Here is a 23792-nt window from a genome sequence, read left to right as displayed (position 1 = left end):
AATTGAGTTAATTCTCTTTACCCGCCTTTTGCCCGATTGAATGCAAAATCCGTAAAAAAATCGGTTGCAGTACGAAAAGAAAACAAGCATTTCCGAGACCATGCAGCAAATCAAACACGCCACCCGAAATCAACAGGGTCAAAAAGGCTTCCCGCGAAAAATCCGTGAACACTAAAAAGCCGATGTTACTGATCCAGCCGTACAAAAATCCGGCTACGAATCCATAAAGGACTAACAGGACTCTTATTTTCAATACAGGCAAGGCACAGAGGACACTAATCGCGACATAGGCGAGCGCCTGAAACAAGACGAACGGTCCGCTCCCTAAAAACAAGCTCGTCAAAACGACGACCAACAGACCGGAAATCGCACCGACAACCGGACTGACGTAGACCGCAAGCAACAAAACAAGTGCCGTCGCCGGTTGGATATTCGGCAGACTCGCGAACAGTAAACGCCCGACGATCGCCGCCGCCGTAACAAGGGCGATAAAACGTAACATCGGTTCAGAGATCTCACGACGTTCGAACCAAATCAACAAAAAGACAATGACCACACCAGCTAATCCGATCAGTTCCATCCATATAACCTACTCGACTGTAAAAAGTGTGCTGCCGGACCGTCAAATGCGACTTGCCCTTGCACGAGATAAAGGACACGTGTCGCATGACGGATTAAAAACTCATCATGTGTCGCCATGACGATTAATTTCGCCGGTTGCTGCAAGAGACGTTCGACGAACTGTCGCCGCATGTCATCCGTTAATCCCGCTGTCGGTTCATCAAAGTAATAGGCGTCGTCGCTCCAATCAAGCCGCAAGAGCAACGCCTGCTTTTGCATGGTAAACGAGCCGCTTTCGTCTTCTAGTTGTGGTGCTAATGCAGGGTGGGCCGGCACATATTTTTTTCGTCCACGTCGCTTGATTTTCCCATATAACGGCCGCTCTACACCAAGCAACAGACGTAATAACGTCGACTTCCCACTTCCGTTTGCTCCAACGAGAACGACCCGCTCACCTGCTTGCAAACGAAGACTGGGGACGTCTAACGCATAACGTTCTTGTATCGGATACCGGTGTTCGACGTGTTTCATCTCATCGTAGACATGCCCAAAACTAACTGGTGGATGTGGAATATCAGCTAAGGCTGCTTGATCCGTGACGGAATAATGAATCCGACAACCAAAGCGATGCTCGATTTCACTTAATAAGCCGAGCAATCGTTGTTTTCGAACCTGGTCTAAAAACAGAAACGGATTTGCTAAAAAAATACTCGGCGGCAATGCCGCGAGCGCGTACCCTAACGAAACGAGCTGCTGTTCGCCTGAAGACAGCTCACTGACCTCACGATCAAAGAACGGTTCAATTCCGAGCAATGTCGCGAGTTCGCCCGCGACGAACAGACTCGTTGTCGCGAGTAAATCACGGACACGCCCTTGCAGAAGACGTTCCGGATAGATGACCGGCTGTCCTTCGGTCGCAGCTAACCGTTCAAGCTGTCCGCTTGATTCGCTGTCGGTTGAAATAATCGTAGGCATCACGAAGCGCCCCTTTCGAACAGAGTAAAATCAAAGGTAACAAAACTGCACCGAACATCGCATAGGGTGTCAGGGTTAACCATCCAGCTGCGAGCAACATGACACTCAGCCGGTAGTCGCGCGGCGCCAGCGGACGGAGTCGACTAGGTACGGCATCAATCGGAAGTAAATGGTACTTCGCGATTCGTTCGAGACGAACCGATAATGACTGATGCGGATGACTCATCTTCACTTCCGGCCATGTCCGGAGTAGCGACGGAACCAAAGCAAGAACGAGTCCTGTCAGTCGTGTCAGTCGCGGCAATATCCGAAACAACGGACCCATTTGTTCGAGTCGGACCAGTGTGAAGACGAGTTGGCTCGACGTGACGAATGCCGTAATTCGCACGCCGACCGTCACGATTCCGACAAGATCAACCGAAGCCCCATAAAGGAGTGGCATGAGCATCATCCCCATGTAGAGGAGTGGCAATCCTAAATAACGAAAGATGTCAAATTGACGGATTGACAGGAAAAAACTCACGTGTGCGAGCACGAGCACCCAGAGATGATTCTGTAGTAAGAACGGGACCGCTAGCATCACCATCAAAAAAAGAGCAACATTCAGTGGATGAAGTCGCTCCCGTTCTGTTTTACTGAAAATAAGCCACGGCATCTTTTTCGAACCGCCATTCGAGTTGGTCTCCGTCTTTCAATTGGTAGCTCCCAGCACCGACTTCTCCCGGTTTGTCATTGACACCGAATACCCAGCCGCTACTCGCACCGGCCGACTTTTCACGAATCCCGTCAACCGCCGTGACATAGGCCATTTCACCTTTTCCGGTTTTAACGACATCTAACTTCGTTTCTTCGAGTGCGTCAAGTGCTGTTTCCTTTTGATCGAAGCACAATGCTTTATCAAATAACGTCTTGTCCTTCGCATGATTAACGACCGAAACATCCACCTTGACGTCACATGCTTCTGATTTCGAAGTCGTCACGGGTTCTGCTTTTTCAGCACACCCCGCTAAGACAAGTAAACTCCCTGCTAATAACATCCGTTTCATCGAACGACACCCTTTCGCCTTGATGTCTCAAAGCTGTAATTGTATAACAAAATCTTTTTTTCCCGTAATGATTGTCCATCTGCGCGCAAGTACGTCAAGCGGATGGCGTTTGCGAGAACATCGTCGCCTGTATTGACATAAGGAATCAAGTCTCCGTCATCATCAATCAATAACACGGTCGCATCTTGAAGACTAAACGTCTCATAGAGACCGTCCATGTCCATCTCGACATACGGCGTCTTCGAGTCATGTAAAATCGATTTAATCGATAAGTTGCGTAACGTATTGAACGACCGTGACGCATCAATTAATTTTTGATAATACGACTCAAGTGAACGCCCGATTAATTCTTCGCGTGGCCGGTACGTAATCGTCCCCGTAATTTCTTGATAGGACACATCATAGCGCACAAATCGCTTCGGACTTTTTGCGATCAATTCAAACGTCGCGTTCCGTAGATTGCCACCCCGGTCAAACAGGAGCTGGCTCTGTTCAAGCCGTAAGGAATCGTCTCCAACCCGTTTCTCGACTTGACTCAGCAGCTGGTCAAACGAATCGTCTGTGATCGTCACGCGACCAATCTGTTGTGTCTCTTCCCGTAGCGTCAACGTATCGAACGGTCCAACAAATAACTGCAATAAAAAAAATAAAAATCCGAATAACGCCATGTAGCGTTTGTAGCGTGAATTTTTTTGCGGATGGAGGACAATCAAAAATAAAATGATTCCGAGTGGTAATTGGATATCGTAGACCGGGAAGGACACCGATCCGAGACATGCGTAAAAAACGAGCTTCATGTAGAGATAGTTTTCTTTTTCTGTCCGCTTCTCTAGCACAAAGGCTAACAGGAGCGTCGCCAGTAAAAAAAGTGCCCACTGAATCAAAAAATCCATCGCTTACCCCTTCACCATGACGGATTGATGATCCACCATGAGATACGATTCCGGAAAGACATCGCGCGCTTCGCGTTCTAAACGATCTTCTTGCTCAACATAGCGGGCGGAGACATGGGTCAATAACAATTTTTTGGCTTGTGCTTGTTTGGCAATTTCTGCTGCTTGTCGCGCTGTCGAGTGACCGAAACGTCCTGCATGCTCCGTTTCTGTATCGGCGAATGTCGCTTCATGAATCAAGACATCGACACCTCGGGCTAAGCGGATACTTGCTTCGCAAGGCGTCGTATCGCCTAAGACGGCTAACTTCACCCCTGGCTTCGGCAAACCTAAAAAGTCTGCTGATTGGTAAAGTGTTCCCTCAAACTCGAACGACTCGCTTTGCTTGATTTGTTTATAAATTGGACCAGACGGAATACCGTGCTCCTTTAAACGATCGACGCGCAACATCCCTTTTTCTTCGTGTCCTTCGATGCGGTAACCATAAGCTAAAAAACGATGTTCGAGCGCATCAACCGTCACCGTGAATCCCTCGTGCTGATACGTTTGCCCAGCTTCGACTTCAATTACTTCTAGCGGATACCGTAAATACGTGCCTGTGACACGAAGTGTCGCGTCAAGCCACTCTTTTAATCCTTTTGGTCCATAAATCGTCAATCGTGTTGTTCCCTCGAGTGCCGCACGTGTACTGATAAAACCAGGCAAACCGAAAATATGATCACCATGCAGGTGGGTAATAAAAATTGTACTGACTTTTCGTGGTTTGATTGGACTATGCAGGATTTGGTGTTGCGTCGCCTCTCCGCAATCAAATAACCAAGTCATCTTCGGGTGCATCAAGGCAATTGCCGACACATTACGTTGCTTCGATGGCATGCCCGCTCCCGTTCCTAAAAAATAAAATTCCATCTTTTTCCCCTTTTCGTAAAATTAGCATTTTTTATACACAAAATACATCTTTCACACAACGAACCATGGTAAACTGTAGCCATACTGATTCGAAAGGTGGTTTTTCTCCATGACCAAAATCGAACGGACCTATGCACGAATCGTACATGAAGCCCGAATGCTGAACGAGAACTATCGTCAAAAGTACGGCAAATCGATTCAAATTCGAGAAATCGCGATGACCTTATTATGTACTGAAGAACTTGTTCTTGAGTCAATGGAGTTCGTCGAACGCCCTCAATTAACTTAATCGTAAACGAACAAAGAGTGTACCGCAATATAGCGGTACACTCTTTTCAATATCTTATCACTTATTTGTGATGTAATCGACGAGCGTGACACATAGTTCTGCCGTCTTGACGAGTTCTTCAATCGGCATTCTTTCATTTGTCGTGTGGATGTCTTCGTATCCGACAGCTAAGTTGACAGTCGGAATACCGAAACCAGCGATGACGTTCGCATCCGAACCACCACCCGAGTGAAGTAAGCGTGGTGTCCGTCCAAGTTGCGTGATGGCAGCTTTCGCGACTTCGACGACTTGATCACCGTCTTCGAATTTGAAGCCAGGGTACATGACTTTGACTTCGACTTCAGCACGTCCGCCGAGTTCTGCGGCTGCTTCTTCAAAGGCAGCTTTCATTTTTTCAGTCTGCGCTTCCATCTTCGGTGCGACGAGTGAACGGGCTTCCGCGAAAATTTCAACATAGTCGCAAACGATGTTCGTTGATGGTCCACCACCACTGAATCGGCCGACATTTGCAGTCGTCTCTTCATCGATTCGACCAAGCGGCATTTTCGCGATTGCTTTCGCAGCAATCGTGATCGCGGAGACACCTTTTTCAGGAGCAACACCAGCGTGTGCCGTTTTGCCGTAGATTTTAGCATTTACTTTTGCTTGCGTTGGAGCAGCTGTGATGATATCGCCCACTTTACCGTCTGAATCAAGGGCAAAACCATAATCGGCATCGATTTTTGATTGATCGAGTACCATCGCCCCAACAAGACCCGACTCTTCGCCGACTGTGATGACGAATTGAATCTGCCCGTGTGGTTGTTTCGCTTCGTTCAAGACGTGGACCAATTCGATGATGGATGCAAGTCCCGTTTTATCATCTGCCCCGAGGATTGTCGTACCATCTGTTTTGACGTAACCGTCCTCGATGATCGGTTTAATGCCCTGCCCCGGGAAAACTGTATCCATATGTGACGTGAAATAAATTTTATCGACACCGTCTTTTGTTGCTGGCAGTGTGACGATTAAGTTATTTCCTTTATGTTCCGTTTTCGATGATGCATCATCTTCAAACACGTCACACCCGAGTTCTGTGAACGTTTTTTTCAGATGGGCACAAATTTGTGCCTCTTCTTTTGATTCTGAATCGATTTGGACTAACTCTAAAAATGTATCAAGTACACGTTTCTCATTGACCATGCTAGATTCCTCCTCATGTAAGTACTATTCGACTAGCGCTTTTTCAGTATACCATCAACTGATCGATTTGCACTTCAGAAGGGTTGTTTGTACAATAGCTGTAATTATGTTTTATTTTAGAAAGGAGTTGCACCCGCATGTCACGCCCATCTAAACAACAACGTCTCATCAAATGGACGACAATCACAATCTTAGCGATTTTCTTACTTGGTACGTTTGCCTCGACGATGTTTTATTTCTTCTGATTTCGCGATGAAACGCTGTTTCAATTGTAAATATTGCTCCGTTTCTTGCAACATATGCAACAGTGCGGACCGGACTTCAAATTCTTCGCGTGTCGTCGGCAACGGCGAAGCACGGAATGTCGCGAGCAAGTCCGCCAGTTCTTGTAAAAACAAGCTTGCGTCGGCCTCCGGACGGACATTGTCACCAATCGTCCGAAACAGGTCGGCGACTTTTTTGCCTTCTTCGACGATCAACACCAAATCATCGACATTTCGGACGATCCCGCGGAGCAATTCGAACTGTTGCTCCCGCATACGGAAATAGCTGTAATCCTCGTCATCGTTTCGACGTCCGATTGCATTCCCCATTCGCTTTAACGAAGCCTCTTTTCCTTCATGCAACAGGCGCTCCGTTTCTTCAAGCGTCAACGAATGATGATTGATCCGCCCCGTCTCGATGGCTGCTGCGACTTCAAAAAACAAGGCAGCAATCCGTTTGTCGATTTGTTGGCGGCGCTCCGTAATGACGCGGTCAAGACTCGGCATGTACATATTGACGAGCAAGCCGACACCGACGCCAATCAAAATCAAGTAAACTTCATTTAAGAAGATCGCAAGGTTGAGTTGGCGTGCCGTGTAGAGGTGCGTCAAGATGACGACACTCGTGATAAAACCGTCCTGTAGACGGAGGCGTTGTGTCAACGGAAGGAATAGAATGAAATAAAGTGCTAAAGCAACTGGGCGATAACCAATAATTTCGAAAACCAAGAAACCGATTCCGATGGCAAGAATCGACGCCATGATGCGTTCATATGATGCGCGAAAGGATTTTTTCCGCGTCGCTTGAATGCTCAAGATGGCGATGATGGTAGCGAAGACATAGTAGTCGAGTTTCATCTGTTGTGCAATCCACATCGCAAGTGCCGCTGCGACGGCCGTTTTCAAAGTCCGATATCCAATAAACATCGAGTTCCCCCCTATTCTTTGTTAGACTACCTATCCTTTACCCAAGTTGTCTATCGATTTTTTTGAAGGACGTGATTTTTTGAATACACGCACGATCCGTCCCGGTCGCCCCGCAAAAAAAGCGGGTTCACTGAAAGGACTGTTATTTTTCTTTTTGCTCGGAATTCTTCTATTTTATTTATTGAAGGACGATCCACCCTCCGTCTTAAAACCAGCTGCACCGTACATCGCCGAAAAATATCAAGCAGGTCAAGTCTCGACGGAACAAGAATTTGATACGTTCAACGAAGCGAAAACCTTTCTTGGTGACGACCGTGGTGCTGTCAAACGAACGCAAGATGACCGTTACCTCTATTTGACTGGACCTGGCATCGGGATCGTCGACCCAGGCGGTACGCTCAATATCTACCAAGACCGTTCGTTAACAAAACGATTGACGTATGTCGCATCCGGTAGTCGCTTGACACTGCGCGACTTCGCTCAAGATGTCAGTCGGATCGAAATCGCTGGTGTCCGTGGCTTCGTCGCGTCGGATCGTTTGACATTGTATCCCCTTGAACGGTCAACAAACCGCTCATTTTACGAACCGACGGGCGACACGTTACGTCACTACATCGTCGCAAATGCAGGACTCGGTGGCTGGATCACCGTCGGCCGTGCTCCGAACAACGTTTCAGAGCGGACGACTGATTATGTCGAAGTATCGACCTTAACAAAAGATTTGCGGAAACCGACTTCCTTGTCTGCAAAAGAGCTAGATTCCTTCATCAAAAAGAATGCTCCCGATAGCCCACTGATCGGTACTGGAAAGACATTTAAAAAAGTCGAGCGTGATTTTGACATCAATGCCGCCTATCTCCTCGCCCATGCCGTCCACGAGTCGAATTATGGTCGATCAGCGATTGCCCGGGAAAAATTCAATTTGTTCGGCGTCAATGCAACGGACATTGCACCTGGTCAAAATGCAACAGCGTATAAATCGCTTGACGACTCGATTCGAAAAACAGGTCAGTTCATCGCCCGCGACTATCTCGCAGAAGACGGAAAGTATCATCGCGGACCGTTCCTTGGGAATAAAGCAAAAGGAATGAATGTTTTTTATGCCTCTGACCCCTATTGGAGCGAAAAAATCGCTGGTATCCTCTACAAAATGGACGCCTTCTAATTCGGAGATATGATACACTAATGGGCGAGACATTAACCATTGAGGAGTGATTCAGCATGGAAAAAGTATTGATTTTTGGTCATAAGAATCCGGATACGGATACGATTACATCAGCGATCGCATACGCTGAACTGAAGAAAGCATTAGGTGTGAATGCCGAAGCAATTCGTTTAGGCGACATCAACGATGAAACACAATTCGCACTCGATCAATTTAAGATTGCCGCACCACGGCTCGTCACGGCGGTCGCTGCCGAGGCGTCACACGTCATTCTCGTCGATCACAACGAACGTCAACAAAGTGCCGACGATATCGCTTCAGTCACAGTCACTGAAGTCATCGACCACCACCGGATTGCGAACTTCGAAACATCGGATCCGATTTACTACCGCGCTGAACCCGTCGGTTGTACGGCAACGATTTTGAACAAACTCTATAAAGAGCATGGTGTCGCAATCAAACCGGAAATCGCAGGTTTGATGTTATCGGCAATCGTTTCCGATTCATTATTGTTCAAGTCACCGACATGTACGGAAGAAGACATCATCGCTGCACGCGAACTTGCAGAAATCGCCGGTGTTGATGCAAACGTCTACGGACTCAACATGCTCAAAGCAGGTGCCGACCTCTCGAAAAAATCAATTACAGAATTGATTTCACTTGACGCAAAAGAGTTTTCGATGGGTACGTACAAAGTCGAAATCGCGCAAGTCAACACAGTCGATACAGCTGAAGTGTTACTGCGCCAAGCTGAACTCGAAGAACAAATCGATGCCGTCATCCGCGAAAAGGAACTTGACCTTTTCATTTTGATCGTCACAGATATCTTGACGAACAACTCTGTCGCTCTCGTCCTCGGTGAAGAAGCATCACTCGTCGAACGGGCATATGGCATCGAAGCGACGAATCACCTCGTGTATCTCGAAGGTGTCGTCTCGCGTAAAAAACAAGTTGTCCCGATTTTGACGGACACAGCAGTCCATTCAAAATAATCCGCTACAAAAAAGAAGGAGTTTACTCCTTTTTTTTGAATACTAATAATGAATGGTTGTTCATTCAGATTGAAGGGGGAGATTTTAATGACACAAACGATTATGGTAACCGGTGGCACGAGCGGCATGGGCAAAGCAATGGCACTCGCCTTAAAAGAAGCCGGGTGGAACGTCATTGTTACAGGACGTGACTTGGAACGGCTGCAACAGATGGACCATGAACTAAAGCAGATTGCCGGAGAGCATCTGACCATCCAGATGGATGTTCGTGATACCGATGCCTGTATCGCGGCCGTCAATCAAGCGCGGGAAACGTTCGGTCGCTTAGAGGCACTCGTGAACAATGCCGCCGGAAACTTCATCTGTCCGACGGACGAGCTGTCCCCGAACGGCTGGAAGACCGTCATCGACATCGTCCTCAATGGGACATTCAATTGTTCACACGCGCTTGTCAAAGGCTGGCAAGAAGATGACGTCAAGGGTGGACAGATTTTAAACATCGTCGCTTCTTACGCGTGGCAAGCAGGAGCCGGGGTCGCTCCGAGTGCTGCCGCGAAAGCTGGGGTCTTGAATTTGACGCGGACACTCGCCGTCGAGTGGGGATATAAGTATCATGCCCGCATCAATGCGATCAGTCCAGGACCGATTGAACGGACAGGTGGCGCCGATAAACTCGCGATGTCTCCGGAACACGCGGAACGAATTCGTCGTAATGTTCCACTCGGACGGTTCGGGACACCGGAAGAAATCGCGGGACTTGCCGTCTGGATGCTGTCCGATCAAGCAAGCTACTTGAACGGGGAATGTATCGCGCTAGACGGTGGACACTGGCTGAACAAACAACCGTTCTAAAGCACACTCACCTTCCAAAGCGGGAGGTGAGTTTTTCATGTTACTTTCCCTCCAAAAATTAACTATGTTTATAAACCATTAACAACAGGGAAAAAGGGCAAAAGAAAGGTGACCAAAGGAGGAATCATTCATGTGGATGGCTTTAGGTTGGGGTGCACTCGCTGGCGGCGCAGTCGTCATCGGGGCATTGATTGGATTATTTTTACCGATGAAGCAACGGTACATCGGATACGTCATGTCGTTTGGGACGGGCATCTTGATTGGGGCGGCGACGTTCGAGCTGCTCGACGAAGCCTTGAATAAATCAACGACGTTCATCGTCGCTATTTCTTTCATCATCGGTTCGCTCGTCTTTACAGGATTTGATTTTTTTGTTTCTTCCCGTGGCGCGAGCAAACGAAAACGTTCAGGTGGTGGGAACGAAGGTACAGGGACCGCAATCTTTTTCGGGACGATTTTAGATGCGATTCCGGAATCGATCATGATCGGGGCAAGCTTATTGTCGGGGAACGTCAGTGCGGCGCTCGTTGCGGCGATTTTCGTCAGCAATATTCCGGAAGGTCTCTCAAGTACGACCGGACTTCAAAAAGACGGATTTTCAAAGAAAAAAATCTTAATCATGTGGGGGGTCGTCTGGTTGATTTCCGCCCTCGCCTCGCTCGCCGGCTATTCCGTGCTTGCTAACCTACCCGATATGCAATTTGCGATGATCGGTTCGTTCGCAAGCGGCGGCATCATCGCGATGCTCGCTTCGACGATGATGCCGGAGGCGCACGAAGAAGGCGGGACGATTGTCGGTCTACTTGCTTCTCTTGGTCTCATTACAGCTATTGTTCTTAGCTGACTGTTAATAATTTTTTAAAAGACATTGAAACGCCGATGCCTCCGTCTGATAAACGAAGACATCGGCGTTTCAGCGTGTAGACAAATGCTTATGAAGCGTGAACATACGATAACGAGAGACAATCCGGTCGCGCTACCCTGTCTCACCTCGTCTTCAAAGCGGCAACCGATTGCGCCCTAAAGCGTCTGCATGACTGACTTTCCGTCATAGTGTTACCTAAAAAGCGTCACGTTTCGTTGACTCCTGCGGGGAAAAGTGCGTTTTTAACGCACTTTTAGAGGCAGGCAAGACCCTGCTTCTTGTCCGTTAGGACGAAGGAGCAACGGCTTGCGCCTCGCCCGAGGAAAGCAACGAAAAAAGACGCTTAATCTCCCGATGGCACGTTGTCTACAGCCTGAAACGCCGATGCCTCCGTCTGATAAACGGGAGCATCGGCGTTTCTTGCGTCGGTCCCAATTTCAAAACTCCCATTCCTTCTGAAAACGTTCTAAAAATTCAACCATAAACGTATGCCGCTCCGCTGCAAGATGTTTTGCTGTTTCCGTATTCATCAAATCTTTTAACAGAAGTAACTTCTCATAAAAATGATTGATTGTGCTCGAAGGACTCGTCCGGTCTCCCGGCTTGCGTGGTCTGAAACCGGGTACATGCATCGGTGCTTGTGTCAATGCTCCATATTGAAAGGTCCGGGCAATCCCAATGGCCCCGATTGCATCCAACCGGTCCGCATCCTGGACGATTTTCCCTTCAAGCGTTTTGACGGCCGGACGGTCCCCACCTTTAAAAGACATACTCTCGATGATTTGAAGGATTTGCTGTTTCCGGGCATCTGAGACTTTCCCGGATAAAAACGCATCGACGGAAGAAAGTGTTCCCCCAAGTTTCGTGTCAGCGACATCATGCAAAAGTGCCGCCAGTTCAATCGTCAGTAAGTCGCCGCCTTCCGTCGCAGCAATCCGTAAAGCCATCTTCCGGACGCGTTCGATATGGGCATAGTCATGTCCTGAAAAATCCGTCGCGTGAAAGGCACGGACGAACTGTTCCGTTTCGTTAATCATAAAAATCCTCCCATTCCGTCCGCAACAATCCGTAAAGCAGCATGTCATGCCGGATACCATCCCGCTTTAAAAATTGCCGGTATGTCCCTTCGTGAACGAAGCCAAGTCGTTCGTATAACGCAATCGCTCGTTCATTATAGGCAAAGACCGTCAACTGGATCCGCTCGAGGTTAAGCTCATAAAAGGCGTATCGCAGTAATAGTTGTAATGCTTTACGCCCATACCCTTTCCCGGCTTCACTTGGATCGATTCCAATCATCAACCAGGCCGTCCCGTTTGACCATAAGATATCTTCGAGTGAAACGACGCCAATCAGACGCTCGGCATCCGTCCGGCGAACGGCGAACCGAAACGTCTCATGGGCATCACTCGCAAGCATCCCGTTGATTTTTTCATCTGACAAGAAGCGATATGGTGTCGCACTCAAGTTTCGTGCAAATGTCGCATCGTCAAGAAAACTTCGGTAGACGTCCGTATCTGCCGCTTGGAAACGTGTCAGCCGAATGTCTTTCTCCTCTAGTAACTTCATCGTAATCGTCCTCCTCAAAAACCGCCACCCCTTTGATGAAAGAGATGGCGGTTATGTGTTATAAGACTTTTTCCAAGAATTTTTTTGCACGGTCGGTTTTCGGATGATCGAACAACTCGACCGGTGTTCCTTCTTCCATCAAAATGCCTTCGTCGAGGAAGAGGACACGGTCAGCGACTTCTTTTGCGAAGCCCATCTCATGCGTGACGATGACCATCGTCATCCCGCTTTCCGCCAGTTGCTTCATGACATCAAGGACTTCATTGACCATTTCCGGGTCGAGTGCTGACGTCGGCTCGTCAAATAACATGACGTTCGGTTCCATCGCGAGGGCACGGGCAATCGCAACACGTTGCTTTTGACCACCGGATAGCTGATTCGGGAAGTTATCCCGTTTCTCCGCAAGACCGACGCGGTCGAGTAACACTTCTGCCCGCTTGACAGCATCCTCTTTTGATAAACCGAGGACATTGATCGGGGCATAAATTAAGTTGTCGAGCACCGACTTATGGGGGAACAGGTTAAACTGTTGAAACACCATCCCGATATTTTGTCGTGCTTTTGCGATGTTCGCTTTCGGTTTCGTCAATTCGAAACCATCGACGTTAATCATCCCACTCGTCGGTTGTTCGAGCAGGTTGATACAACGTAAAAACGTCGACTTCCCTGATCCCGACGGTCCGATGACAGCGACGACTTGCCCGCGTCCGACTGTCGTCGTGATACCTTTTAATACTTCTAATTTACCGAACTGTTTGTACAGATCAGTTACTTGAATCATAGGTTCCATCTGATTACCCACTCTTTCTCATAGCTTTTTCGACTTGTTGACCAATCAAGGTCAATCCCATGACAAGGGTGAAATAGACGAGCCCCGCAAATAATAAGGGCTCAAAGTACAACGCTTTTTCTCCACCGACGACCTGCGCACGACGCATGATGTCGAGCACACCAACCGTCGAGACGAGGGCCGATTCTTTTGTTAACGTGATCAATTCATTCATGATGGCTGGTAAAATATTTTTGAACGCTTGTGGTAAAATGATCGACCGCAATTGTTTCATGTACGGGATACCGAGTGCATCTGCTGCTTCCCATTGTCCCCGATCGACTGCTTGAATCCCTGCCCGGATGATTTCCGAGATGTAAGCACCTGAGTTCAATGAAAAGGCGATGACGGCGGATTGATAACCTGTCGTAATATAACCAGTAAGTTGAGGTAGTCCAAAATGAATGATTGCCAATTGCAAAATGAGCGGTGTCCCACGAAATACTGCCGTATAAGCATGACCGATGAAGCGAATGAACTTACTTTTCGTAATTTTAAGTGCTGCCACGATGATTCCGATGAACATCCCTGCGATGGCAGCGACGATCACGACTTGGAACAGGACCGGAATCCCTTGCAGAATATATGGGATTGAATCTTGAATCTTTGTAAAGTCTATCATAACCAAACTCCTAACGTCGCACAAAAGGGATGGGGTTACCCCCACCCCTATGCGCTTCTCTTATTTTGCTTCTTTTTGGAACCATTCTTCTGCAAGTTTGTCGATTTCACCTGAATCGATCATCTTTTTCAACTCATTGTTGAACTCGTCACGCATCTTGTCGCCTTTTTTGAAAGCAGCGGCTGACCCCGTTGGTCCATCTTCTTTGATTTCGTACGTTTTTAATGATGCATCTTGATCCATGTATTTCACCGCTACCGCATCTTCAATGATGAGCGCGTCAATCCGGCCTGTGTTCAATTCTTGAATGATTTCCGGAATCTTGTTTAACGAAACGGCTTCGCTGTCTTTATAACGGTCTTTCGCAAGTCCTTCTTGAATCGAACCGAGTTGCACCCCGATTTTTTTACCTTTGAGTTCATCTTCCGAACTGATGGCTTTATCCTTCGTCATGACAAGGTTTTTCGATTCAAAATATACATCTGTGAAGTCGGCGTTTTTCTTCCGCTCGTCTGTTGGTGTCATTCCCGCCATGACGAAATCGATTCGTCCTGAACTGAGTGCTCCGAGTAAGCTACCGAATTCCATATCTTCAATTTTTAAGTCATATCCGAGATTTTTTGTGACTTCCTTTGCGATCGCGACATCAAATCCAACGATGTCGTCCCCTTTCGCCGTATCGATGTACTCAAATGGGAAGTAGTCTGCTGACGTTCCCATCGTCAATACTTTACTCTTGTCACTTGTACCGCCTGTTGACTCTTCCGATGCACCACAAGCTGCCATCGTAAGTGCGAGAATGCCTGCCATTGCCGTTGCTACTAATTTTTTCATAAATAAATTCCCCTTCCAACGCTCAATTGTCAGAACTTTAACAATAGTATGACTTATGTCTTTTTCTAATTCAATACTAACTCGTTCTGATTTGATTTATTAATTTTAGGATATACGAATATTTATTCATTGTAAAGTATAATTATCTCGTAATAATGCATAAAATGCTTCTTTTTATACAAAATGTGATTAATTAACCATTTATGAATCCGCTTACATTTTTTATTGTTATCCTCAAATTTTAATCGTGCGTACTTATATGTCGTCCTCTGCTTCAGCGCGACTTCTAGAAAAAACGTCCGTTTCGCGCAGACTCACGTTCTCGACAAACTAAAAACCGTGTTTCAATTAAGAAACACGGTTCCAGACTGTAGACAAAGTGCTATCGGGCGATAAAAGCGTTTTTTTCGTTGCTTTCCTCGGGCGAGGCGCAAGCCGTTGCTCCTTCGTCCTAACGGACAACGAGCAGGGTCTTGCCTGCCTCTGAAAGTGCGTTAAAAACGCACTTTTCCCCGTAGGAGTCAACGAAACGTGACGCTTTTTAGGTAATACCGTGACGGGAAGCCGGGCATGCAGACGGTTTAAAGCGCAATCCGTCTCGAATCGCTTTTTAAGCGAAAAGCAATCGGTCGCGACCCTGCCGCTTTGAAGACGAGGCGAGACAGGGAAGCGCGAACTGATTGCACTTAGATATATAGCATATTCACTCTTCATAAGCGTTTGTATACACACGGGAGCCGTATTTCAATTAAGAAACACGGCTCCCGTTGATTCACTTATGCGTAAATTTCAATCAATGATTCTAATTTTTCAACAACTTCTTCTGCTGTAAACGATTCGATATCGAAACGCTCAACCATCGAGAGAATGTTGCCATCTTGCATCAACGCAAATGAGGGTGATGAAGGTGGATACCCTTCAAAGTACTCACGTGCCCGGTCCGTTGCTTCACGGTCTTGTCCCGCGAACACTGTTACGAAATGATCCGGCTTAACGCCTTCCATTCGATTGACGTAAGCAGCTGCTGGGCGAGCGATCCCACCGGCACATCCACATACTGAGTTGACGAGGACAAGTGTCAATCCTTCACGCTTCATCGCGTCATCGACGCTTTCAGCTGTCGTTAATTCTTCAAAACCAGCAGCCGCCGCTTCTTTGCGTGCTGTCTGGACGACGTCTTCAAAATACATTTGGAAATCCATCGGTCTAATTCCTCCCTTATTCGTTCTCTTTCTTATTGTACGAGTTTAGACGAAATCTGTCCAAGTCTGCCGCTTAATTCTTGCGCCAAATATGGTTTCGCATGTAGTAGATCACGGAAGGCGACGTAACGATCAATTTTTTCTTCCGTCGGCTGACGATCATTTTTATATGCACGAATCAAGACATTTTTTGGTGTATGCTCTAAATCAATGAACTCAAGCAGTTGTGTCTCGTAACCGACGAGCGTCAAGATTTCAGCACGGATTGAATCCGTCGCAAGCGAAGCGAACTTCTCTTGAATCAACCCGTGTTGCAACATGACGTCGAGTGGAGAGCAATCAAGTTGACGATTGAGTTCTTTTTGACAACAAGGAACACTCAGAATGACAGACGCATTCCAATCAACGGCTCGGGCCAGGGCGACATCCGTCGCAACGTCACACGCATGAAGCGTCACCATTAAGTCGACCTCTGTATCCTCGTTATAATCATGGACGTCACCGACACGGAACTCTAGATTCGTATAGTCGAGATCGCGGGCAATCGCTGTACACTCTTCGATGACTTCTTTTTTGAGATCAAGTCCGGTCACTTTCAAGTCAAAACCTTTGACGACACTCAAGTAATGATACAAAGCAAACGTCAAATACGATTTTCCGCATCCAAAATCAAGAATCCGTAGCGTCCGGTCAGTCGGTAATGCGGAAATACTATCTTCGACGAACTCGAGGAACCGATTGATTTGTTTAAATTTATCGTACTTTTGCCGTTTGACTTGCCCGTCTTCCGTCATGACACCGAGCCGGACTAAAAACGGTACTGCGACTCCGTCTTCAAGGAGATGACTTTTTTTACGGTTATGCGACAGTTCTGCTTGAAGTGGTGACTGTTGCGTAGTTTTTAAAGAGACTTTCATTTTTTTTGATAACTGGAACTGGACTTCTTCCGTCTCGAAGCGGAATAAAAATTGACGGAATTCTTCCATCAATGCGTCGAGTCGGGCTAAAAATTCGTCGATCGACAAATTTTCATGTTTAATTATCCGTTCATATTGAAACTCTAATTGGATTGCATACGTATCTTTCAGTAGAATCGGTTTTAGTTTGATTCTTCGAAGATCATTTGACTTTTGGCGCGGACCACTAATCGTTGCATGCACGAGAGTAGAAGCCTCGATTTTTTGACTGAGTATTTCTTTTACTTGATGTAGTTCCACTGTAGTCCCGTCCTTTTCTGATTGTTCTTTCGAAACTGTAGCAAATTCCGCCCTATTCGACAAGTAAGGTAGCTTCATCATTAAAGGAGGAACTAACGATGTTCAAAAAACTTTTATCACAAATCGGAATCGGTGCAGCAACAGTCGACACACGACTCGACAGCGAACGCTGTGAGCCCGGCGGACAGATTCACGGGACCGTCCATATTAAAGGCGGCAATGTCGACCAAGAAATCGATCGGATCTATTTGGCGTTTAATACACAATATAAAGAAGAAGTCAGGGACAGCACGACATTTACGACGTTCACACTCGATCGTTTTTCGCTAAATGAAGCCGCCTTTACGATTGAAGCAGGTGTCGAACGCGAAATTCCGTTTACGCTTCAAGTGCCGTTTAATACGCCGCTATCGGTCAGTCAATCGAAGTCATGGATCGAAACGGGTTTAGATATCGCCCAAGCGGTCGATCCGTCAGACCGGGATGCCATCATCGTCCAAGCCAATGACCTCCAATCCGTCATCTTAGAAGCGATGGAAGAACTTGGCTTCCGACTCAAGAAAGCCGACACGGAAAAACTTCCCGGGCGTTATCGGAAGGATTTACCGATCGCCCAAGAACTGGAGTATTCGGCTCGTAATACGTACTTCGCCCATAAACTCGATGAAGTCGAAATCATCATGCTCCAAGACCGTGACGGCATCGACATCATCCTGCAAATTGACCGTCGTGCCCATGACTTAGGTTCGCTTTTCAGTGAGATGGCGGGTGCGGATGAGACGATGGCGAAGTTATCGCTAACGAATCAGGACTTGATGGACCGGGCGGCTGTCAAACAGCAATTGAACGATTTGATTGAGCGGTACAGCTGATTCCCTTGCCATAATCTTCATCATGCCTGTAATCCATCCACAAAAAACCTGAGCGATTGTCATGACTTTCTTTACGAAAGATGAGAATTGCTCAGGTTTTGTGCGGTCTGCTGTCTGATCGCGCTGATAGATCGCGGCCAAACTTGCAATTATGGTTTCGTCACTTTTGCTTGACCTGTAACCCGTGTAAAAACACGTTCAAACGTCTCTTCCGTCCAGCCCATTTCCCAGAAGAGTAATTCGTAATAACAACTTTTGACAAAATGTTGTTTCATCCGTTCCCGTTCTGCTTCAGTCGCTTGCGCCGCCAATGCATCGAGACGGTCGACTTGTTCAAAGACGACCCGTTCGAACCATTCTGAACTGTATGTTGCAATCCACTGCTGATACACCGGTGACGCCGGTGACTTCGTCAACAGTTGTTGTCCGACCTCATAATAGAGCCAGTAACAGGGTAATATCGCTGCAATCGTCTCACCAAGCGTCCCCTCACTCGCATGATGCATATGCGAGACATAGGCATAAGCAGTCGGTGCCGGTTCGAACGTTGCTAAGTCTGCTTCCGTGATAGCAAGCGGTTCGAAAAAAGACTGGTGGAGCGACAGCTCAGCCGCATATGTCGACGTCGCATGTTCCGCGAGTTCGGCGATCGTCGCGAAATCCGTTGCTTTGGAGGCGGCCCGGGCTTGAATTTTTGCGAAATGTTTTAAGTAATACGCATCTTGCATGACATAATGTCGAAATTTTTCGAGCGGTAACGTCCCGTCACCAATCCCCGTGACAAATGGATGGGTAAAGCTGCTGTCCCAATACGTTTTTGCGGCTTCCCGAATCTCTTGACTGAATTTCATCCTAATTCCCCCTTTTGTTAAATCAAAAAACGCCACACCCTACGAACAGGGCATGACGTGAAAAGACCACAAAAGAGACGTTCACGCCACTTCCCTCCGTAAGTCCAAACTTAATCAGGTTCAAAGGGTCCGAACGTCTTCGTCGTCTCAGTCGGCCTACCGACTCCCCTAGTGGTCATTATTTAATTCTTGTTCAATTATACCACTTTTTCAGTCAGACAGTCCGTATTTCAGGAAAAATTTAGTATACTGTAAGGGACAAGAGGTCAGTGGTCCGTTCCGCCTCAAGACCGATTCCGTTCTGGAACACGTCACTTACAATAGGATTAGTACCTGATACTATCTACTATACTCGGAGGATTCCTACTATGAATAAAGCAACAAAAATCATGACAACAACGCTGTTAGCGACAAGCTTACTTCTCCCGACTGCTGCTTCAGCAGAACAAGTCGTCGATAAAACGATCATCACGCTTGGTGAATCGCTCGGTGCAAAAGACAAAGCCTGGGTGCTCGCCCGATTGAATGCGCCGGAAGGCATTACGCCCGTCATCGCAACGGCGGCAGATGAAGAAAAATATTTAGGTAAGAACGTTCCCCAATCTCAACTCGGCGGCAACATGTACTCTTCCGCAAAAATTGAACTCGCTGAAAAAGGAGACGGATTATCTGTCGCAACCGAAAACATTACCTGGGTCACAAAGGACATGTATTTGAACGCCCTCGTCACAGCGGGTGTGACGGACGCCGACATCACGATTACTTCGCCTTATAAAGTTACCGGAACCTCTGCTTTGACGGGAATCATGAAAGCATACGATCAAACGTCGGCTGAAACCGGTATTAAATTGACGGATGAACGCAAAGATTTAGCCCAACAAGAACTATCGGTCACTTCCGATGTCGGAAAAACGGTCGGGACAGACAAAGTCGCTGAACTGATGAATGAAATCAAAGCAGAGATTGCAAAACAAAAGCCGGAAACCAAGGTCGATATCGAGAATGTCATCATCCAAGTCATTCAAAATAACAACATTCAATTGTCAGATGCCCAAATGGACCGGTTGACGTCATTGTTCAGTCAAATGGAGAAAGCAAACTTGAACTGGGGACAAATCGAGACCGGATTAAAGGGTGCCGGTCAAGATATTCAAGCATTCGCAACCTCGGAAGAGACGAAAGGGTTTTTCGCAAAATTGTTTGACGGTCTAAGTAATTTCTTTAAATCCATTTCCGGACTGTTCAAGTAACTGACAACGGTATCATTTCCAGTTTAACATATGATAAACTGGCTTTATCGAAACGAAAAGGTGGTGTAGAAGATGGGTTTTGCTGCGTGTAAGCATTGGTTGATGGAACAACTTTATCTGTTGCGCGCGATTTTTCATGGAATGGCGTTCTAAGGGACGAGTCTGCCCTTTTCTTAGGAACATCCATCTGAAAAATAAAGCAAAGCGCACCTTTTACGGTAAACGGAGAGCGCTATTTGCGTTCTCCGTTTTTTGATGCGCATGAAAGGAAGTTATTGATCATGATTTGCGACATCCAACACCTGACAAAACAATTCGGAGGAGCATCCGTCTTAACCGATGTCTCGCTCTACCTTAAACAAGCTGACCGCATCGGATTGATCGGTCGAAACGGAACCGGAAAAACAACGTTACTGCGTTTAATCGCTCAACTCGACACACCGGACAGCGGAACCCTTTATCTCAAAAAAGGACTTTCCATCGGTTATTTGGCTCAAATCCCAGAGTTCGCAGAAGAATTGACGGGCCTTGATGTTCTTTGGACCGCATTTGCCCAGGTCGTCGCCTTACGGACGACGATGCATCAGCTTGAACAACAAATGGCAAGTGCTGACTATCTGGACGACGTGCTGAACGAGTATACGCGCGTGACCGACCAATTCGAAAGACAGGACGGTTACCTGCTTGATTCGAAAGTTCAGCGTATGATTAACGGCCTCCACCTCGATACTTTGTTGACACGTCCCTTTTCTCAATTAAGTGGTGGCGAACAAACCAAAATCTGTCTCGGTCGGATGCTGCTAACGGAACCCGACTTGTTGATTCTTGACGAGCCGACGAATCACCTCGACCTCGCAGCAATCAAATGGCTCGAACAATTTTTAAACAGCTATCCGGGCGCAGTCATCATCGTCTCACATGATCGCGTGTTCCTCGACGCGAGTGTCAATTTGATTGCTGAACTTGAAGATGGCGAATTGACGATGTACCCCGGGAATTACTCGGCGTACATCGTCGCGAAGGAACGCCTGCTCCTCGAACAGTTCCACGCCTACACGGAACAACAAAAGAAAATCAAACAAATGAAGGATGCGATTCGGCGTTTGCGCCAATGGGCAAATGAAGCATCTCCTCCGAGCGAAAAACTGTTCCGAAAAGCAAAAGCGATGGAACGGGCACTCGAACGAATTGAGCGACTCAAACGGCCACTTCTTGAAAAAGCGGCTCCTGACATCCAATTTTCGTCGCAAGGGCAAATCAGTCAAGTCGTATACCGCCTGACGGATGTTGAGCTTTCAGTTGCCAACCGCAAGTTGTTCGAGTCGCTCGATTTCGAAGCCGCGGCGCGTGACCGGATTGGAATCGTCGGTGCGAACGGGAGTGGTAAAACAACGTTATTACGTGTCTTACTTGGACAACTCGAGCCGACGAATGGACGTGTCACGCGTGGTCCGTCAAATCAGGTCGGATTTTTATCAAAATCAGGCGAGAATACGCCCACTTCTAAACGATCCGGGTGAAGCCATAGTGAACGTGGGAGATGAATCGCCACCCTCTCTTTCGGGTATATCCTTTGTAAGGAGGTGAACATCATGCTGACACACAAGGCCTACAAATTCAGAATCTATCCGACAAAAGAGCAGGAAATCCTGATCGCGAAGACGATCGGTTGTTCGCGCTTCGTCTTCAACCACTTCTTGGCGAAGTGGGATGAGACGTATAAAGCGACAGGGAAAGGACTGTCCTACGGGTCTTGTTCGAAAGAACTCCCGTCGTTGAAGCAAGCGTTCGACTGGCTGAAGGAAGTCGATAGCATGTCTGTTCAAACGAGCGTCAAGCATCTTGCCGATGCCTTTGACCGCTTCTTCAAGAAACAGAACGAACGACCCCGCTTCAAGTCGAAGTGCAACCCTATTCAATCGTATAAGACGAACATTCAGGGTAAGTCTCAACTTCCAGAAGTCTCGATCGTCGGCGCCAAGATCAAAATTCCAAAGCTGAAGTGGGTCCGTTTCGCCAACTCGAGGCAGGTCGTCGGTCGCATCTTGAACGCGACCATCCGGCGTAACGCTTCAGGAAAATACTTCGTCTCCCTGCTCGTCGAGCAGGAGAGCAACGAAATGCCGAAGACGGGCTCGTCCGTCGGCGTCGATGTCGGGTTGAAGCACTTCGCCATCCTGTCGGACGGCACGGTGTACAAGAATGACCGCTACTTCCGTTCGCTTGAGAAAAAGCTGGCACGTGAGCAACGTAAACTCTCTCGTCGTCAACGGTTGGCCTTGGACAAGAAAGTAACACTTTCCGAGGCGAAGAACTATCAGAAGCAGAAGCGGAAGGTCGCCCGCATCCACGAGAAGATCGCCAACAAGCGAACCGATTTCCTGCACAAGGTGTCGACCGAGATCGTCAAAAACCACGACATCATCGGGATCGAGACCTTGCACGTGAAGAACATGCAGAAGAAACGCAAGTTGAGCAAGTCCATCTCTGATGTCAGTTGGTCGGAGTTCTTCCGCATGCTCGGATATAAGGCGGAATGGTACGGGAAGACCGTCGTGAAAGTCGGCAAGACCTTCGCCTCTAGTCAACTGTGTTCCAGTTGCGGACATCAACACAAAGACGTGAAACATCTTGACTTGCGTGAATGGACATGCCCGAGTTGCGGGATCCTCCACGACCGGGATGTGAACGCAGGATTGAACCTCAAACAAGAAGCTGAACGCCTCTTAGCTTCTTCAACCGTCGGGACGACGGGGTTAGCCTGATCAGGTTTCGACCGTTAGGTCGGATCACTCAGGAATCCTCCACCTCTAAGCGAAGCGTAGGTGGAGGTAGTTCAACACAACACGTTGACGTACCGGGTGAAGAGCGACTGATCGATTACTTCCGTTCACACGTTTCGACAGATGAAGGAACAGCCCGCTCCCTGTTAGCCCGTTTCCTCTTTTTCGGTCCACGCGTCTTCTTACCGATTGATGCGTTAAGTGGTGGAGAAAAGATGCGCTTAATGCTCGCGATTCTTGTCCACTCGCCGCTCAATGTCCTGATTCTTGACGAACCGACGAATCACCTCGACATTGAATCCCGCGAGGCGCTTGAAGAAGCACTCGAGCACTTTGATGGAACGCTGATCGCCATATCGCATGACCGCTATTTCTTGAACCGACTCTTTTCGAAAACCTATTGGCTAGATGACACGACAGAAATGTTTTCTGGCCCTTACCAATATGCTGCCGAAAAACGACATGCTCGGACAACCGTCGAATCAGCGGCACCCGCGCCTGTCAAGCGAACCACCCAGGCACCAGTAGCTGAGGAACATCCGTCTTTAAGTGCAGACGAACTCGAACAACAGATTCAACAGTTTGAGCATGCACTGGATGTACTCGATACGTCTCTTGCGACTACGGATGCTTACGAAACTCTCGCGACATTATTCTCAGAACGTGAACAGCTCGTTAGTCAAATTGATGCCTTATATGAAATTTTGTTGGCATTAGATAACTAACTCAAAAATCTTCTACCGTCAAACTACCACTCGCTTCATTAAGAGCGGTGGTTTTTTTATATTAGAAAATCTTTAATAGACGTCTCTTTTTGTACTCATTAAAAATATTTTTTAAACATTTT

General features: G+C 47.5%; 26 protein-coding genes and 1 riboswitch. Of the genes, 10 read left to right on the top strand and 16 right to left on the bottom strand.

The window, feature by feature from the left end; translation table 11 throughout:
- Nucleotides 1-7 precede the first annotated feature (7 nt).
- From KNQ04_RS05220 to rnz, 6 genes are read right to left on the bottom strand one after another with little or no spacing between them, the layout of a single operon-like run.
- Nucleotides 8-580 (bottom strand): ECF transporter S component, encoded by a 573-nt coding sequence (locus tag KNQ04_RS05220; RefSeq protein ID WP_214847822.1) that lies wholly within the window; start codon nt 578-580, stop codon nt 8-10.
- Nucleotides 571-1536, bottom strand: coding sequence for an ATP-binding cassette domain-containing protein (locus KNQ04_RS05215; protein WP_214847820.1), 966 nt, complete (start codon nt 1534-1536; stop codon nt 571-573). The genes KNQ04_RS05220 and KNQ04_RS05215 overlap by 10 nt, the downstream gene beginning before the upstream one ends.
- Entirely contained in the window at nt 1490-2191 is a 702-nt protein-coding gene (locus KNQ04_RS05210) for a hypothetical protein (RefSeq protein ID WP_214847818.1), read from the bottom strand. Before KNQ04_RS05210 ends, KNQ04_RS05215 begins: the two co-directional genes overlap by 47 nt.
- Entirely contained in the window at nt 2169-2582 is a 414-nt protein-coding gene (locus KNQ04_RS05205; RefSeq protein WP_214847817.1) for a DUF4430 domain-containing protein, read from the bottom strand. The genes KNQ04_RS05210 and KNQ04_RS05205 overlap by 23 nt, the downstream gene beginning before the upstream one ends.
- Entirely contained in the window at nt 2579-3475 is an 897-nt protein-coding gene (locus KNQ04_RS05200; RefSeq protein ID WP_214847815.1) for a hypothetical protein, read from the bottom strand. The genes KNQ04_RS05205 and KNQ04_RS05200 overlap by 4 nt, the downstream gene beginning before the upstream one ends.
- A 3-nt stretch (nt 3476-3478) precedes the next feature.
- A complete protein-coding gene (rnz, locus tag KNQ04_RS05195; RefSeq protein WP_214847813.1) occupies nt 3479-4384 on the bottom strand; it encodes a ribonuclease Z in 906 nt (301 codons plus the stop codon).
- Between the two features lie 109 nt (nt 4385-4493).
- Between rnz and KNQ04_RS05190 the strand changes: the two genes are divergently transcribed.
- Nucleotides 4494-4673, top strand: a complete 180-nt coding sequence (locus tag KNQ04_RS05190) for a hypothetical protein (protein ID WP_214847811.1) — start codon at nt 4494-4496, stop codon at nt 4671-4673.
- A gap of 57 nt (nt 4674-4730) precedes the next feature.
- Here the strand turns inward: KNQ04_RS05190 and KNQ04_RS05185 are convergent, their stop codons facing one another.
- Nucleotides 4731-5855, bottom strand: coding sequence for a M20/M25/M40 family metallo-hydrolase (locus KNQ04_RS05185; RefSeq protein WP_214847809.1), 1125 nt, complete (start codon nt 5853-5855; stop codon nt 4731-4733).
- A 203-nt stretch (nt 5856-6058) separates the two neighbouring features.
- On the bottom strand, nt 6059-7045 hold the full coding sequence (locus tag KNQ04_RS05180) for an aromatic acid exporter family protein (protein ID WP_214847807.1): 987 nt from the start codon (nt 7043-7045) through the stop codon (nt 6059-6061).
- Nucleotides 7046-7124: 79 nt separating this feature from the next.
- Between KNQ04_RS05180 and KNQ04_RS05175 the strand changes: the two genes are divergently transcribed.
- The 4 genes from KNQ04_RS05175 to KNQ04_RS05160 all read left to right on the top strand — a co-directional run bounded on the left by KNQ04_RS05175 (nt 7125) and on the right by KNQ04_RS05160 (nt 10898).
- Entirely contained in the window at nt 7125-8210 is a 1086-nt protein-coding gene (locus tag KNQ04_RS05175; RefSeq protein WP_214847806.1) for an N-acetylglucosaminidase, read from the top strand.
- Nucleotides 8211-8266: 56 nt separating this feature from the next.
- Nucleotides 8267-9202 carry a manganese-dependent inorganic pyrophosphatase gene (locus KNQ04_RS05170; RefSeq protein ID WP_214847804.1) on the top strand — a complete coding sequence of 312 codons (936 nt, stop codon included), beginning with the start codon at nt 8267-8269 and terminating at the stop codon, nt 9200-9202.
- Nucleotides 9203-9289: 87 nt separating this feature from the next.
- Nucleotides 9290-10054 (top strand): 2,4-dienoyl-CoA reductase, encoded by a 765-nt coding sequence (gene fadH, locus KNQ04_RS05165; protein ID WP_214847802.1) that lies wholly within the window; start codon nt 9290-9292, stop codon nt 10052-10054.
- Nucleotides 10055-10184: 130 nt separating this feature from the next.
- Nucleotides 10185-10898, top strand: a complete 714-nt coding sequence (locus KNQ04_RS05160) for a ZIP family metal transporter (RefSeq protein ID WP_214847801.1) — start codon at nt 10185-10187, stop codon at nt 10896-10898.
- A 458-nt stretch (nt 10899-11356) separates the two neighbouring features.
- Here KNQ04_RS05160 and KNQ04_RS05155 read toward each other — a convergent pair whose 3' ends face one another.
- From KNQ04_RS05155 to KNQ04_RS05125, 7 genes are all read right to left on the bottom strand, one after another.
- Entirely contained in the window at nt 11357-11956 is a 600-nt protein-coding gene (locus KNQ04_RS05155) for an HD domain-containing protein (protein WP_214847800.1), read from the bottom strand.
- Nucleotides 11949-12485, bottom strand: coding sequence for a GNAT family N-acetyltransferase (locus tag KNQ04_RS05150; protein ID WP_214847799.1), 537 nt, complete (start codon nt 12483-12485; stop codon nt 11949-11951). The genes KNQ04_RS05155 and KNQ04_RS05150 overlap by 8 nt, the downstream gene beginning before the upstream one ends.
- A 58-nt stretch (nt 12486-12543) precedes the next feature.
- Nucleotides 12544-13266 carry an amino acid ABC transporter ATP-binding protein gene (locus tag KNQ04_RS05145; protein ID WP_214848072.1) on the bottom strand — a complete coding sequence of 241 codons (723 nt, stop codon included), beginning with the start codon at nt 13264-13266 and terminating at the stop codon, nt 12544-12546.
- A gap of 13 nt (nt 13267-13279) precedes the next feature.
- Nucleotides 13280-13936 (bottom strand): amino acid ABC transporter permease, encoded by a 657-nt coding sequence (locus KNQ04_RS05140; RefSeq protein ID WP_214847798.1) that lies wholly within the window; start codon nt 13934-13936, stop codon nt 13280-13282.
- A gap of 60 nt (nt 13937-13996) precedes the next feature.
- Nucleotides 13997-14770 carry a transporter substrate-binding domain-containing protein gene (locus KNQ04_RS05135; protein ID WP_214847797.1) on the bottom strand — a complete coding sequence of 258 codons (774 nt, stop codon included), beginning with the start codon at nt 14768-14770 and terminating at the stop codon, nt 13997-13999.
- Between the two features lie 776 nt (nt 14771-15546).
- On the bottom strand, nt 15547-15972 hold the full coding sequence (locus KNQ04_RS05130) for a BrxA/BrxB family bacilliredoxin (protein WP_029333102.1): 426 nt from the start codon (nt 15970-15972) through the stop codon (nt 15547-15549).
- Nucleotides 15973-16004: 32 nt separating this feature from the next.
- Nucleotides 16005-17189 (bottom strand): class I SAM-dependent methyltransferase, encoded by a 1185-nt coding sequence (locus KNQ04_RS05125; RefSeq protein ID WP_214847796.1) that lies wholly within the window; start codon nt 17187-17189, stop codon nt 16005-16007.
- A 98-nt stretch (nt 17190-17287) separates the two neighbouring features.
- Between KNQ04_RS05125 and KNQ04_RS05120 the strand changes: the two genes are divergently transcribed.
- On the top strand, nt 17288-18061 hold the full coding sequence (locus KNQ04_RS05120) for a sporulation protein (protein WP_214847795.1): 774 nt from the start codon (nt 17288-17290) through the stop codon (nt 18059-18061).
- A gap of 149 nt (nt 18062-18210) precedes the next feature.
- Here the strand turns inward: KNQ04_RS05120 and tenA are convergent, their stop codons facing one another.
- Nucleotides 18211-18912: a thiaminase II gene (gene tenA / locus KNQ04_RS05115; RefSeq protein WP_214847794.1), complete on the bottom strand. Its 702-nt coding sequence runs from the start codon at nt 18910-18912 to the stop codon at nt 18211-18213.
- Between the two features lie 74 nt (nt 18913-18986).
- Nucleotides 18987-19092: riboswitch (TPP riboswitch) on the bottom strand.
- Nucleotides 19093-19280: 188 nt separating this feature from the next.
- On the opposite strand from tenA, the gene KNQ04_RS05110 reads away from it, so the two are divergent.
- The 4 genes from KNQ04_RS05110 (at nt 19281) to KNQ04_RS05095 (ending at nt 23670) form a co-directional block, all read left to right on the top strand.
- Nucleotides 19281-20162, top strand: coding sequence for a DUF1002 domain-containing protein (locus KNQ04_RS05110; RefSeq protein ID WP_214847793.1), 882 nt, complete (start codon nt 19281-19283; stop codon nt 20160-20162).
- Nucleotides 20163-20443: 281 nt separating this feature from the next.
- Complete coding sequence (locus KNQ04_RS05105; protein ID WP_251136889.1) at nt 20444-21682, top strand: ABC-F family ATP-binding cassette domain-containing protein; 1239 nt, start codon at nt 20444-20446, stop codon at nt 21680-21682.
- A 72-nt stretch (nt 21683-21754) separates the two neighbouring features.
- Entirely contained in the window at nt 21755-22927 is a 1173-nt protein-coding gene (gene tnpB, locus KNQ04_RS05100) for an IS200/IS605 family element RNA-guided endonuclease TnpB (RefSeq protein ID WP_214847792.1), read from the top strand.
- A complete protein-coding gene (locus KNQ04_RS05095; protein WP_214848068.1) occupies nt 22924-23670 on the top strand; it encodes an ATP-binding cassette domain-containing protein in 747 nt (248 codons plus the stop codon). Before tnpB ends, KNQ04_RS05095 begins: the two co-directional genes overlap by 4 nt.
- Nucleotides 23671-23792 lie beyond the last annotated feature (122 nt).

This window comes from Exiguobacterium sp. s193, assembly GCF_018618755.1.
In the GTDB taxonomy this organism is placed as follows: domain Bacteria; phylum Bacillota; class Bacilli; order Exiguobacteriales; family Exiguobacteriaceae; genus Exiguobacterium_A.
The sequence above is the reverse complement of the archived record's forward strand: the minus strand, read 5'-3'. Positions and strand labels throughout refer to the sequence as shown.